Origin of the sequence: Nonomuraea sp. NPDC003560 (assembly GCF_042878785.1) — a bacterium.
GTDB lineage: Bacteria > Actinomycetota > Actinomycetes > Streptosporangiales > Streptosporangiaceae > Nonomuraea.
In genome coordinates, this window is the sequence record NZ_JBIAOF010000003.1 from 687,065 (window position 1) to 700,380 (window position 13,316).

12 protein-coding genes and 1 other RNA gene are annotated in these 13,316 nt (G+C 72.4%); 5 read left to right on the plus strand and 8 right to left on the minus strand.

What is annotated here, in order from left to right:
- Positions 1 to 45 precede the first annotated feature (45 nt).
- From ACFYUV_RS14070 to ACFYUV_RS14085, 4 genes are all read right to left on the minus strand, one after another.
- The gene (locus tag ACFYUV_RS14070) at positions 46 to 177 is read right to left on the minus strand and encodes a hypothetical protein (protein ID WP_260477562.1); all 132 of its coding nucleotides are present in this window, start codon (positions 175 to 177) and stop codon (positions 46 to 48) included.
- A 124-nt stretch (positions 178 to 301) separates the two neighbouring features.
- Positions 302 to 1,810, minus strand: coding sequence for a hypothetical protein (locus ACFYUV_RS14075; protein WP_387668686.1), 1,509 nt, complete (start codon positions 1,808 to 1,810; stop codon positions 302 to 304).
- A gap of 77 nt (positions 1,811 to 1,887) precedes the next feature.
- Positions 1,888 to 4,065, minus strand: a complete 2,178-nt coding sequence (locus tag ACFYUV_RS14080; protein WP_387668688.1) for an acyl-CoA dehydrogenase — start codon at positions 4,063 to 4,065, stop codon at positions 1,888 to 1,890.
- Positions 4,066 to 4,135: 70 nt separating this feature from the next.
- The gene (locus tag ACFYUV_RS14085; protein WP_387668690.1) at positions 4,136 to 4,918 is read right to left on the minus strand and encodes a hypothetical protein; all 783 of its coding nucleotides are present in this window, start codon (positions 4,916 to 4,918) and stop codon (positions 4,136 to 4,138) included.
- Between the two features lie 767 nt (positions 4,919 to 5,685).
- Between ACFYUV_RS14085 and ACFYUV_RS14090 the strand changes: the two genes are divergently transcribed.
- Both ACFYUV_RS14090 and ACFYUV_RS14095 read left to right on the plus strand, forming a co-directional pair.
- On the plus strand, positions 5,686 to 7,116 hold the full coding sequence (locus ACFYUV_RS14090) for an AMP-binding protein (RefSeq protein WP_387668692.1): 1,431 nt from the start codon (positions 5,686 to 5,688) through the stop codon (positions 7,114 to 7,116).
- A gap of 19 nt (positions 7,117 to 7,135) precedes the next feature.
- Entirely contained in the window at positions 7,136 to 8,224 is a 1,089-nt protein-coding gene (locus tag ACFYUV_RS14095; protein WP_387668695.1) for a S1C family serine protease, read from the plus strand.
- A 47-nt stretch (positions 8,225 to 8,271) separates the two neighbouring features.
- Here the strand turns inward: ACFYUV_RS14095 and ACFYUV_RS14100 are convergent, their stop codons facing one another.
- The 3 genes from ACFYUV_RS14100 to ACFYUV_RS14110 all read right to left on the minus strand — a co-directional run bounded on the left by ACFYUV_RS14100 (position 8,272) and on the right by ACFYUV_RS14110 (position 10,416).
- A complete protein-coding gene (locus ACFYUV_RS14100) occupies positions 8,272 to 8,778 on the minus strand; it encodes an OmpA family protein (RefSeq protein WP_387668697.1) in 507 nt (168 codons plus the stop codon).
- A 16-nt stretch (positions 8,779 to 8,794) separates the two neighbouring features.
- The gene (locus tag ACFYUV_RS14105) at positions 8,795 to 9,364 is read right to left on the minus strand and encodes a lipoprotein (protein ID WP_387668699.1); all 570 of its coding nucleotides are present in this window, start codon (positions 9,362 to 9,364) and stop codon (positions 8,795 to 8,797) included.
- An 83-nt stretch (positions 9,365 to 9,447) separates the two neighbouring features.
- The gene (locus ACFYUV_RS14110) at positions 9,448 to 10,416 is read right to left on the minus strand and encodes a GlxA family transcriptional regulator (RefSeq protein WP_387668702.1); all 969 of its coding nucleotides are present in this window, start codon (positions 10,414 to 10,416) and stop codon (positions 9,448 to 9,450) included.
- 98 nt (positions 10,417 to 10,514) lie between these two features.
- On the opposite strand from ACFYUV_RS14110, the gene ACFYUV_RS14115 reads away from it, so the two are divergent.
- The 3 genes from ACFYUV_RS14115 to ACFYUV_RS14125 are packed head-to-tail and all read left to right on the plus strand — an operon-like array spanning position 10,515 to position 12,849.
- The gene (locus ACFYUV_RS14115) at positions 10,515 to 10,940 is read left to right on the plus strand and encodes a hypothetical protein (protein WP_387668704.1); all 426 of its coding nucleotides are present in this window, start codon (positions 10,515 to 10,517) and stop codon (positions 10,938 to 10,940) included.
- A 47-nt stretch (positions 10,941 to 10,987) separates the two neighbouring features.
- A complete protein-coding gene (locus ACFYUV_RS14120) occupies positions 10,988 to 11,449 on the plus strand; it encodes a cyclase (RefSeq protein WP_387668706.1) in 462 nt (153 codons plus the stop codon).
- Positions 11,446 to 12,849: a hypothetical protein gene (locus ACFYUV_RS14125; protein ID WP_387668709.1), complete on the plus strand. Its 1,404-nt coding sequence runs from the start codon at positions 11,446 to 11,448 to the stop codon at positions 12,847 to 12,849. Before ACFYUV_RS14120 ends, ACFYUV_RS14125 begins: the two co-directional genes overlap by 4 nt.
- A gap of 78 nt (positions 12,850 to 12,927) precedes the next feature.
- Here the strand turns inward: ACFYUV_RS14125 and ssrA are convergent.
- Positions 12,928 to 13,312: a transfer-messenger RNA gene (ssrA, locus tag ACFYUV_RS14130) on the minus strand.
- Positions 13,313 to 13,316 lie beyond the last annotated feature (4 nt).

Genomic DNA, 13,316 nt, shown 5'->3' on the forward strand with positions numbered 1-13,316 from the left:
ACACTCCGTGCTCGCTGTGTATGGCCCCGCGTCAAGCGGGATGGATCACCTGGTGCCGTAGTTGTAGAGCGGCTGGTTGGGCGGGGTGAGCGACGGTGAGGCCACGTTGACCACCGCGACGGAGGCTCCGACCGCCAGCAGGGCTCCTATCGCCAGGGCCACGAGAAGTCGCAACACGAAGCTCTCCCTTCCTTCCGGTGACGCGGTGTGCCGAGACTAGAACGTGTTTCGTCTTGAATCCATAACATTGGTCAAACCGTGATAAAGCAAGTTACCCTCCGGTACATCATGAAACAGCCGGTCAACGCCGCAGCAAGCGCAGCTCTTCGCCGTCGAAGACCGTTCTCCAGCCGGGCGGCGCGGACGGGAACCCGTTCTCGCCCGCGGCCATGAGGAGATACCTGGCGGGCAGGTCGCCGTAGGCGCCGGCGGCCAGCAGGTCACCGGTCAGGCGGTTCAGCGGGTCCTCGCCGCGCACCCGCAGCCGGCCGCCGCCGGGCAGGCCGACGAGCAACGTGTCGTCCCAGAGCACCCGGCGCCGGAACAGCTTGGTCGCCGGGTCGAGCACCACCCGGCCGCCGTTCCAGGCGAAGGCCCGATGGGCGCCCCACGGCAGCGACACCAGCGGGCCCGGCGCGGGGTCGCCGTCCACGATCCGCTGGACCGCCGTCCATTCCGCCGGGTACGTCACCGCCTCCAGCCGGCCGAACGCGCCCAGCGCGAACGTCGGCATCGCCAGCACCGGGGCCAGCACCCCGACCAGCGCGAGCGCGCCCGACCGCAGGACCGAGGCCAGGCCGACCGCCGTCAGCAGGGCCAGCGGAGCCAGGTACACCTGGCCGTCGCGCAGCGGCCCGAACCCCGGCCACAGGGCGATGAGCCACTTGAGCGCCTCGCGTCCCGGCTGGAACGCGCCCAGCCCGGCGACGCAGAACCCGGCGGCCGCCGCCACCGCCAGGCCGCCCCACCAGGCGGGCCGTTCGGGGGCCGCGCGCAGGCGGGCGTAGCCGTACAGACCGGCGAGGACCAGGAGGAGCCGGGCGGTCGCCGTCCACCACGCCTCCTGGCCCGGCAGCCCGGCCTCGGCGTTCCAGATGCCGCCGAGCGAGAGCAGGCTGCCCAGTACGCCGAAGGGCCCGTCGGCGCGGGCCGCGAACGCGTCCACGCCCGCCGGGTCGGTCACCGCGCCCGAGCCGAGCGCGGGCACCGCCCACGGCAGGCTGTACGCGACCAGCACCCCGGCGGCGACCGGCACCCTGCGCCGGGCGACGGCGATCGGCATCAGGGTGAGCCAGGACACCAGCATCGCCTGGAACCCGCCCACCGCCGCCGGCAGCAACGCCACCCCCAGCCGCCCGAACCGCGCGAACCCTCCGGGGGGCTCCCGCGTGAGCGCGCGGATCGCCCACGGAAGCCCGGCCACGCCCAGGAGCAGCGCCCACTGGCCGAGCATGAGCCGCTGGGCGAGGTAGAGGTTCCAGGCGTAGAACGCGGCGGCCACGAGCCGGGCGAGCCTGCGCTCCGGCGGAACCAGCGCCGCCGCCCCGGTCGCGGCCAGCACGAACACGGCGACCAGGGCCGCCTTCTGCACGATCTCCACGGGCCACGCCCGAGACAGCAGCGCCACGACCAGGTCGCTGGGCACCGCCCGGGGGAAGCCGCCGCGGTCGGGCCACAGGGGCGGATCGGGTACGAAGAGCAGGTCGTACCGGAGCACCAGCCCCCAGCCCAGCGCCGGGCCGAGCGCCAGCACCGCCAGCCCCAGCCCCAGCGCCGCCGGCCCCCAGCGGCCCGCACGGCCTTCGCGCACCGTGACACCGCCTCTCCCTCGTGCCAGGACCGGCAGTCCGGGCACAAGGGAGATTAGCCGCCGACGCCTCACATGTGTTACTTACCGGGCTCGGGGTCCCGGGGCAGGCCCAGCATGCGCTCGCCGATGATGTTGAGCTGCACCTCGGTGGTGCCGCCGTAGATGGTCATGGCCCTGGTCGCGAGCACCGCCCGGTTCCAGTAGCCGGCGTCACCGAGCTTCATGTCGGCGGCCACCACGGCCTGGGCGCCGAGCAGGCCGACGGCCGTCTCGGAGACGTGCTGGGCGTGCGAGGTGGACAGCAGCTTCCGTACGGACGCGTCGGCGCCCGGCTCGTTCCCGGCCAGCTGCTTGAGCGTGACCCGCAGCGACAGCGCGTTGATCGAGTGCCCCTCGCACACGACCCCGGCCACCTCCTGCTCCTCGGCCGGCGTGAGCTCGCGCCCGAGCCGGCCGATCAGCCCGAGCAGGTCGGGCACGGACGCGCCGGTGCCGCCCGATCCCGACGACAGCGAGACGCGCTCGTTGGACAGCGTGTTGCGGGCGACCTTCCAGCCGTCGCCGACCTCGCCCACGACCAGGTCGTCCGGGACGAAGACGTCGTCGAGGAAGACCTCGTTGAACAGGTTCTCGCCGGTCATCTCGGTCAGCGGCCGGACCGTGACGCCGGGCGCCTTCATGTCCACCAGGAAGTACGTGATGCCCTCGTGCTTGGTGCCCTCGGAGGAGTTGCGGGCGATGCAGATGCCCCATTCGGCCACGTGGGCGACCGACGTCCAGATCTTCTGGCCGTTGAGCCGCCAGCCGCCCTCGACCTTCTCCGCCTTCATCTGCAGCGAGGCCAGGTCGGACCCGGCGCCCGGCTCGGAGAAGAGCTGGCACCAGATCATCTCGCCGCTGAGCGTCTTGGGCAGGAAACGTTCCTGCTGCTCGGGCGTGCCGTACACGGCGATGGACGGCACCACCCAGGCACCGATGATCATCGCGGGCAGCCTGACCTTGGCGGCCTTGAGCTCCTGGGCGATGAGCACCTGCTCCAGCGGCTTGGCCGCGCGGCCCCACGGCCTGGGCAGGTGGGGCATGACGAACCCGCGGTCGGCGAGCGCCCGCTTCTGCTCCTGGCCCTCAAGGCGGGCGATCTCGGCGATCTCCGCACGGATGCCCTCGCGCAGCTCCTCGGCGCCCTCGGGCAGGTCGATCTCCATCTCCCGGCCGACGCCCTGCAGCGCGAGCGCGGTCACCGAGGCGGCCCACTCGGCCGACGAGCCGAGCAGGGCGCGCAGGGTGAGGGCGCGCCGGTAGTAGAGGTGCACGTCGTGCTCGAAGGTGTAGCCGATGCCGCCGAACGTCTGGATCGCGTCCTTGGCGCACTGGACGGCCGCGTCGGGGGCCATCACCCCGGCGACGGCGGCGGCGTACTCCAGCTCGCGGCCCTCGGCCCTGGTGGCGTCCCAGACGGTGGCGCGGGCCTGCTCAAGGGCGACGAGCATCCGGGAGATCTTGTGCTTGATGCCCTGGAACTGGCCGATCGGGCGGCCGAACTGCTCGCGTACCTTGGCGTAGGCGGCGGCGGCCGTGACGCACCAGGACGCCAGCCCGGCGGCCTCGGCGCCGAGCAGGATCGCGGCCAGATTGAGCACGTCGGGGCTCCGCACGCCGTCGAGCACGCGCTCGGCGGGGACGCGCGCCTCCGACAGCTCCACCTTGGCCACCGGCCGGGTCAGGTCGAGCGACCGGACCGGCGTGACGGTGACGGCCGAGGCGTCGACGGCGATCCACTCCTCGCCCTCGGACGTGGTCACCGGCAGCACCAGCACGTCGGCCAGCGAGCCGGACAGCACCGGGTCGGCCGTGCCGGACACGACCAGCGAGCCGTCGTCGGCACGGGAGCCGGTGAGCGAGCCGGACAGCGCGACGGCGCCCGTCAGCGTGCCGTCGGCGAGGGCTTCGAGCAGGTCGTGCCGCTTGGAGGCGTGGATGACCGCACTGGCCAGCACGGTCGGCACGTACGGGCCCGGGGCGAGCTTCTCGGCCAGCGCCTCGACGGCGACGGCCGCCTCCAGCAGCCCGTAGCCCGAGCCGCCGGACTCCTCGGGCAGGTGCAGGCCGAGCAGCCCCTGCTCGGCCAGGCCCGGCCAGAAGGGCGGACGTTCGTCCGACCCGGATCGCAGCAGCTCCGAGGGGATGTTCCGCTCGGCCCAGCCGCTCACCGAGTCGCGGAGCGCCTCGTGCTCCTCGCTCAATCCGATCGCCATTGCTCATCCTCCAGCCAGGTCAAAGTCAGTGCCCGATGCCCAGAACCATATTCTAGAGCATGCTTCTGGCCTAGAGGGGCCGTACCTGCTGGACGAGTGTGTTCAAATCAGCCCATCGCGCCTTGTTCTTCTCGGGAATCGAGGCCAGCAGCATCGCCGGCTTGGTCTTGCCCACCTCGACGACCGTCACCAGGGCCTGAGCGGTCTCGGTCTTGCCGCCCGAGACGTAGGTGACCTTGTAGCCCAGCGACCAGCCCTTGCCGACCGGCACCTTCGCGGACCCGGTCCAGGAGGTCAGCTCGGCGCCCGCCGGATACTGCGTGCGCAGCGCCCAGCGGGCCGCGCGGACGGCCATCTCGCGGTAGTCGGCGTCCTTGGAGGGCTTCTTCTCCGGGGCGTCGCCGGGGAACATGGCCGAGGCGATCACGGTGTGCGGCACCGCCACCTTGCCGATGCGCTGGGCGACGGTGAACGGCGCGAACGACTTGGCGTCCCAGGGCGCGGCCAGGCGCGGGTAGCTGATGCCGCTCGTCTTGTCGGAGATGATCCCGCTCACCACGGACGCCTTGCCCGGCAGCGTGGGGAACGCCTTGCTCGCCGGCACCGAGGGGAGCGCGACCGGCGTCTCGCTGGGGGTCGGGGAGGCGGTCGGGGTGGCGGTCGCGGCCGGCACGGGGGCGACGGAGACCGTCGTCCCGGCGGGGTCGCCGGTCGTGGGCACGTCGCCGGAGAACACGACGAAGATCAGCAGCACCGCCGTGACGGTGACGAGGATGGCGCCCGCCAGATAGATCGCGCGGATGGGGATGTCCCCGATGCCGCGCTTGTGCGGCCTGGTGACGAGCGGCGTCACGGGACCGACGGCGCCCGGCTGGGGCTGGGGCTGGGGCTGGGACGACCTGGGCGCTCCCGGCGGCCACACCTGCACAGGCTGATGCTGCGACGCCCTCCCCGGCCCCGGCCGCTGCCCCTGCCCCTGCGCAAGCCCAGGCCCAGGCCCAGGCCCTTGCGCGTGCACCTGCCCTGGCCCTTGCACAAGCCCAGGCCCTTGCGCGTTGACCTGCCCCGGCCCTTGCGCAGGCCCTGGCCCTTGCGCAGGCCCTGGCCCCGGTCCCTGCGCGAGCCCTTGCCCCGCCCCTTGTCCTGGCCCTTGCGCGGCCCCCGGGCCCGGCCCCTGCCGGCCGGCCCCTTGGAGCTGCTGGTTCCCACCCGGAGACTGCGGCGGGTGCGGCGGGCGCCCCTGCGGGCCGGACGGAGGCTGCGGACGCACCTGCGGACCCGAGGGCGCCCCGGGGTAGGGACGCGACTGCGGGCCGGACGGCGGCTGCGGGCCGGACGGCGGCTGCGGGCCGGACGGCGGCTGCGGGCCGGACGGCGGCTGAGGAGCCGGTCGCACCGGCTGGGACGCACCCGGCCGCGGCGGACGCGGGATCTTGACCGTCTGCTCCGCGGGCGGCACGACTTGCTCGGCAGGCGGCACGACGACCTTGCGAAAAGGTTGGGTGTCCTGTGCTGATCTCTCGTCGCCGACGTCCGCCATGGCCTTGAGGTTACGTCACCGAAGAGCAGGATAATTCCTCTATTCCCCCAGCAGAATCTAATTCTGTATGGTCTGCGGACATGAGGGGTTTCTACGAGATCGCAGCCGCCGACCCGGACCGTCCCGCCCTGCTCGGCGACGACGGCGCGACCTACGGCGAGCTGCTCGCCCGCGCCAACAGAGCCTCCCACGGCCTGGTCGCACGCGGCGTCCGGCCGGGCGGCGCCGTGGTGACCGTGCTGAAGAACGGGCTCGACGCCCTCACCATGATGCTGGCCACCTACCAGATCGGCGCCTACCTGGTGCCGGTCAACTGGCACTACACGGCCGAGGAGATCGACTACATCGTCGCCGACTGCGGCGCCGACGTCGTCGTCTCCCCCGGCGCGCTCACGGTCGCCGACCTGACCGACGGCCGGCCCGACACCGCGCCCGAGCACCGCCGGGCCGGCTCCATGATGCTCTACACCTCCGGCACCACGGGCCGCCCCAAGGGCGTGCGCCGCCGGCTGCTCGACCTCACGCCCGAGGACCTCTACCCCATCCTGATGCGCAAGAGCTGGCGGCACTTCGGCCTGCCGTCCGACGGGGTGCACCTGGTGTGCTCGCAGCTCTACCACTCGGCCCCTTACGGCCAGGCGATGATGGCGCTGCAGTTCGGCCACTCGATCGTGGCGCCGGAACGGTTCGACGCCGCCGAGGCGCTGGCGCTGATCGAACGGCACCGGGTGACGAACGCGTTCATGGTGCCCACGATGTTCCACCGGCTGCTCGCCGTGCCGGACCGGAAGACCTACGACCTGTCCTCCCTCACCCACCTCTACCACGGCGCCGCCCCCTGCCCGCCCGCCACCAAGCAGGCGATGATCGACTGGCTCGGTCCCGTCCTGTGGGAGTACTACGGCTCGACGGAGGCCGCGGTGGCGACGATGGTGTCGTCCCAGGAGTGGCTGGAACGGCCGGGCACGGTCGGCAGGGCCCTCGACGGCATGGCCTTCACGATCATCCGCGACGACGGCCACGAGGCGGCCCCCGGCGAACCCGGGACGGTCTACATCGGCGGCATCAACCGTTTCGAGTACCACCGCGACCCCGGCAAGACCGCCTCGGCCATGCGCGGCGCCGCCTACACCCCCGGCGACATCGGCTACCTCGACGCCGACGGCTACCTGTTCCTGCTGGACCGCAGGACCGACCTGATCATCTCGGGCGGCGTCAACATCTACCCCGCCGAGATCGAGGCCGCGCTGCTCGAACATCCGTCGGTGGCCGACGTGGCGGTGATCGGCGTGCCCGACCCCGAGTGGGGGCACAAGGTCGTGGCGCTGGTCCAGCCCGTGCCGGGCGTGACGGGCGGCGCGGAGCTGACCGCCGAGCTGCTGCGGCACTGCGCGCCCCGGCTGGCCAGGATGAAACACCCCCGGGTGATCGAGTACCGCGAGTCGCTGCCGCGCACCCCCACGGGCAAACTCAGCAGACGGGACGTCCGGGAGGCGTATCTTTCCCGCTGAGCTGGGCAGACATCTCCCCATGAGGGAGATCGTCGCCGGACTGGCAGCCGTCGTACTGCTCACCGCCTGCGGGCGGTCCCCGTCGATCCCGGCGTCCACCTCCACGGCCACCGCGAGCCCGGCCACCACCACGCCGGGCTCGCCCACCGCCACCGCGGAGGCGCCGGGCAGCGCGCCGCAGTCGCTGGAGAGCGCGTACGAGCGGGTCATCACGGACGTCCTGCCGTCGATCGTGCAGATCAACACCAAGGTGGGCCTCGGCTCCGGCATCGTCTACGACACGGCGGGTCACATCGTCACCAACGCCCACGTGGTCGGCGAGGCGACCGAGATGAACGTCACGATCGCCACCGGCGGCGCTCCCCGGCCGGCCAAGCTGGTCAAGGCGTTCGGCGCCGGCGACCTGGCGGTGATCAAGGTCGATCGGCCCGACGGGCTGCGCCCGGCCAGGTTCGGCGACTCGGGCAAGCTGCGGGTGGGCCAGATCGTCCTGGCCATGGGCAACCCGCTGGGCCTGTCGGGCAGCGTCACGAACGGGATCGTCTCGGCGCTCGGCCGTACCGTCAGCGAGCCCCAGAGCCCCGAGTCACCGGGCGCCACCATCAGCGGCGCGATCCAGACCTCCGCCGCGATCAACCCCGGCAACAGCGGCGGCGCGCTGGTGAACCTGGCCGGCGAGGTCATCGGCATCCCGACCCTCGCCGCCACCGACCCGCAGCTCGGCGGCGGGGCCGCGCCCGGCATCGGGTTCGCGATCCCGAGCAACACGGCCACCGACATCGCGGCCCAGATCGTGAAGAACGGCAAGGTCACCAACAGCCACCGGGCCGCACTCGGCATCCGCGGCAGCACGGTCATCGGCGCCACCGGGCAGCCGAGCGGTGTGGGCGTGGCGAGCGTGGAGAAGGGCGGAGGCGCGGAGAAGGCCGGGATCCGGGCCGGTGACGTGATCCTCTCGATCAACGGCAAGAAGACCACGACCATGGCCGCGCTGGCGGAGGAGATCACCGCCTACAAGCCCGGCGACCAGGTCAAGGTGGAGGTGCTGCGCCCCGACGGCGGCACCCAGACCGTCACGGTGACCCTCGGCGAGCTCAAGGCCGAGTGACGGCCCCACCGGCCGCTGTGCCAGCGCCAGGCCGACCCCTCAACCCCTCACTGCCGGGCCGTGAAGACGATCTCCACGCGCCGGTTCTTCGCCCGGTTCCGTTCCACCGGCTTGCCCCCGACCAGGTTGGGCAGCTTGGGCCGCCGCTCGCCGTATCCGGCCGCCTGGAGGGTCACGTTCCCGCCGCCGAGCAGGCTCTCCAGGGCCGCGCGCACGGCCTGCGCCCGCCGCCGCGACAACGCCAGGTTGTACGCGTCGCTCCCCTGGTCGTCGGTGTGCCCCTCGATCCTGACGACGCCGCCCGCGCCCTCCGCCTCGACCTTCGCGGCGACGTCCGCCAGCCGCTTCCTGGCCTTGGGCGTGAGCCGCCACTTGTCCAGCGCGAACAGCACGTCGCTGGTCAGCGCGACCGTCACCTCGCGGCCCTGCCTGGTCTCGCTCTGCGCGCCGTCCATGGACTCGACCTCGCCGACGATGTCCTCGACCGGCAGCACCAGGTCCTCCACCGGGCCCGCGGCGTCGGACGGGACCGGGACCGGCGTGGGCGTCAGCACGAGGGCCAACGCCAGGCTAAGAGAGCGGAACATCGGTGAGCACGCCCAGCATCGGCATCTCGACGTTGACCTTCGTGACCTCCGGTGGCGGCGCGGCGAAGACCGCGTACAGCGTGCTGGACTCCCCCGCCTCCAGGAACTGGCCCTGCGTGCCGGAGCACACGCAGGTGGCGTCGGCGTCGGTGCCGTTGCGGGCGACGCGGTAACGCTTGGCGTTCACCGGGTCGATCAGGGAGACGTTGGAGACCGTGTAGTCGAGCGCGCCGCCGCCCAGGCCGTTGTGCACGTTGACCTTGCCCTCGACGGCGGTGATCGTCCAGTTGAGGGTGGCGGTTTTGCCCTGGCGCAGCAGGGCGGTGATCTCGACGCGGGCCTTGCCGTACTGGTCGCCGGAGCCGACCTTGGCCTCACGGGTGGCGATGACCACGTCCGCCTGCGGCGGCGCCGTCTGCGCGGGCGCGGTCCGCGGCGGCGCGGGAGCGGTGGTGGTCGCCTCCTTGGCGGCGGTCTGCGGCTGCCCGCCGGGTGACATGCCACACCCTGCCAGGACGACGGCCGCCCCGATGAGCACGATCGTCTTTCGCATCTGCTGGTCACCTTAATGCTCAGAAAAGGCTCAAGTCAGACACCCTAGCCCGGATTGCCCATTTCGGGCGGGATAAATGGCGATCAGCCGGTCACGGACGACTGGGTCAGCCGATAGCGGGACGGCGGGATGCCGTACCGGTCCACGAACGCCTGGCGCAACGTCTCGGCCGTCCCGAACCCGCACCGTACGGCGATCGCGGACATGGGCAACGAGGTCGAGACCAGCAGCTGAGCCGCCCCCTCGGTACGGGCCCGCCGCACGAACCTGCCCGGCGTCTGCCCCAGATGCCGGAGGAACAGCCGGGTGAGATGGCGTTCGCTGACGCCCGCCGCGGCGGCCAGCGTGGCCGCGGTGAGGTCGGCGGCCAGGTTCGCGCTGATGTGCTCGACGATCCGCCTGACCAGGCCGTCGGCGGGCGCCGGAGGGCTGACGAACATGCTCATCTGGGCCTGGTTGCCCGGCCGTTGCAGGTAGGTGACCATGCCGCGGGCCACCGTCCTGGCCAGTTCGGCGCCGTTGTCCTCCTCGACCAGGGCGAGCGTGAGGTCGAGCGCGGCGGTGACCCCCGCGGACGTGGCCACCTCGCCGTCGCGGACGAAGATCGGGGCCGGGTCCACGGTGACGCGCGGGTAGCGGGCGGCCATGTCGGCCGCCTCCCGCCAGTGGGTGGTGGCGCGCCTGCCGTCGAGCAGTCCCGCGGCGGCCAGCACGTACGCGCCGGTGCACACCGACGCGACCCGCCTGCTCTCCCGCGCCAGCCTGCGGACATGGCCGACGACCAGCGGGTTCGCCGCGGCGTCCACGTGGCCGGTGCCGCCGGAGACGATGAGCGTGTCGAGCGGCCCGGTGATCCGCTCCAGCGCGAGCTGGGCCTGCAGCACCAGCGCGCCGGCCGTGGTGACGGGATGACCGCCGGGGGTGGCCAGCCGTACCTGGTAGTACGGTGAGGCGCCGTGCCAGTTCGCGTTCTCCAGCGTCGAGCTGACGCACGCGATGTCGAGCAGCTCGGCCGCCTCGTAGGCGACGACCACGACCCGCCGGTACTCCATGGCACGACTGTAGGTCCGGAAGACCAAGAACCCAAGTTTCCAGACATGTACGGCTTCGCCCCTCGCCCCCGTCCCCCCACCCGGCCACAGTCGAAGCCATGACACCGACGCCCCCTGCACCCGCGACCCCCTCCGCGACCGGACGCCGCTGGTCGAAGTTCGCCCTCCACTACGTGGAGATGATCGTCGCCATGTTCGTCGGCATGTTCGCGCTCGGCGCCCTCCAGTCGGCCCTCGGCCTCTCCGTCTCCCACGACGAGTCGCCCGAGCTCGCGTACCTGATCATGGCCGTCGACATGTCGGTGGGCATGGCCGTGTGGATGCGCTTCCGCGGCCACCGCTGGCCGGCGACGCTGGAGATGTGCGCGGCGATGTTCGTCCCGATCGTGCCGCTCTATCCGCTGCTCTGGCTCGGCGTCATCGACGGCGGCGTCCTGATGCTCGTCGCGCACGTCGCGATGTTCCCGCTCATGCTGGCCGCCATGTTCCGGCGCCTCGACGAGTACGCCGGCTGCGCCCACTAGCCCGCCCCCCTCGGCCCCGCGCCCACGGGGATCCCTAAGATGCCGCCATGGCGCGTTTCGAGACCGTGACCCTGGTCTTCGCTCCCCCCGACGTGCTGTTCGACACGTCGCTGTCGGTCGAGACCCACACCGCGTCCATGGCCGGCTCGTCGGAACGCGCCGTCGCGGGCGTCACCACGGGCCTGCTCGGCCTCGGCGACCAGGTCACCTGGCAGGCCCGGCACTTCGGCCTCACCTGGCGGATGACCTCCACGATCAGCGCCTGGGAACGGCCCGCGTACTTCGTGGACGAGCAGGTGTCCGGGCCGTTCCGCCACTGGCGGCACGAACACCGCTTCGAGGCGGCTCCGCACGCGGGCGCCACTCTCATGACCGACGTCGTCGACTTCTCCGCCCCCGCCGGCCCCCTGGGCCGCCTGGCCGAGCTGCTGGTCCTGCGCCGCCACATGGCCCACCTCATCAACATGCGCAACCAGCACATCAAGACGATCCTCGAACCGTCCCGTTGACCGAACCCGCGCCGCCCGGCGGCCGTCGAAAGCAGCGGCAGAACCTGACGGACATCGGGCCCGACCGTCCGCCCGGCGGGGTCGCGTCGCGGCCGCTGCTGGTCCTGGCCCAGCTCGTCGCCGCCTGGGCGGCCGGATCGGTCTTCCTGCCGACGGCGTGGCTGGTCCTGCTGGCCGTGCTGTTCGCCGGCGACGAGGCGGTGCTCCTCGCCGCCGCCGCACTGGGCGTGGCGGCCCTGCTCGGCTACCTGGTCATCGTGATCAGGGCCACCCGCGGCGTGTCCGTCCTCGGCGCGACGCGCGGCGGCCGGTTCCTGTGGGCGCTGCTGGTGCTGGGCCTGGGAACCGCCGGCTGGACCCTCGGCTGGGTGGTGACCGACGTCGCCGGCCTCGGGGTGAGCCGCGACCTGCTGCTGACGGCCGTGCTCGGCGGCGTTCCGTACGCCCTCGTGGCCGGGACGCTGCTGCGCGGGTGGCGCCACAAGGGCGTCGCGCTCGGGCTGGGCGTGGCGCTTCTGGGGGCGGGCGTGGCCGTGCTGCGCCAGGAGCCGCCGGACGACCTGGAGGCACGCCTGGCGGCGGGCGACCTCCACCGGGAGACCGCGTACGTGGTCGCCGTCCCCGGTTACCGGCCCGACGACCGGGACTACGGCGGCGGACTGGGCGGCTCCGGCTTCACTCCGGCGGACCCGGCCGCCATCCCGCCCGACCGGTACGTCAGGATCGTCGCCTACGACCGGCTCCTGCCGGGCGCCGCCGTGTGCGGCCAGCCCACCGCGCAGGACGCCGACCTGCCGACCGGATCCTGCACGGCGGAGCCCGGCGGCCTGGTCCACCGGCAGGGCCCGGTCGAGCACGGCTACCAGGTGCGGGTGGGCCGCCGGTACGTCACGGTGGTGGGCAGCACCGCCGTCCCCCGCGACCTGCTCCGGTCGGCCGCCCGGAGCCTGCGCCCGGCCACCGCCCGCGAACTGGGCGACCAGGAACAGACCGGGGACTACTACGCGGCCCGCGTCCCGGGTTACACCCCACAGCTCATGGGCATCCCGGCGGGCCTGGTCTACACGCCCTCCGACCACACCGGCAACGGCGGCCAGAGCGTCCACATCACGTTGTCCGTGAGCCAAGCCGACGACGACTTGTGCTATCTCACCGAGAAGTGCACCCCAGTCGGCTCCGGCCTCACCTATGTCCGCCGCGAGGACACGCACGGTTACGCGGTGCGCCGCGGCACGGTGACCGTCCAGGTGCTCGGCGGCCTGCGGGTGGACGCGAAGCCGCTGCGCCAGGCCGCGCTCGACGCCCGCCCGGCCACCGACGACGAGCTGCGCCGCCTGCTGCCCCCGCTGGAGCCGCGCACCCCCCTCGACCGCCTCCGCCGCTGGCTGCGCACGTTCTGAGCTGGGACGCCCACGTCTCCCGGACAGCGAAAAGCCTCCGACCCGCCGAGTAATCGGCAGGTCGGAGGCTTTTTGATCACGTGGAGGTGGCGGGAATCGAACCCGCGTCCTTCAATCCCAAGTCAGGGCTTCTCCGGGCGCAGCCTGCTGTGCTTTTCTCAGCCCCGGCGATCACGCAGGCGAGTCGCCGACGGGCTCAGCCACTGTTTGATTTCCCGATCTCCCCCGTGGCCGGGTCGATCGGTTGAGCCTTCTAACGATGCCAGACACCGGGCCGAAGGCACTCCCGGGCTGACAGAGGTTTCGCTACTTAGGCAGCGAGGGCCAGGGAACCCTGGCCGACCTCAGTGCGCTTGGAATTGGCACTTATTGTTTTGCGGTCACAGGATTAACGAGGTTATGTCCGCAGTCCTCGGCCCGCTTCACCTGGCTTGCAAGATCGAAGTCGAAGCCAGTCACCCCCTGTG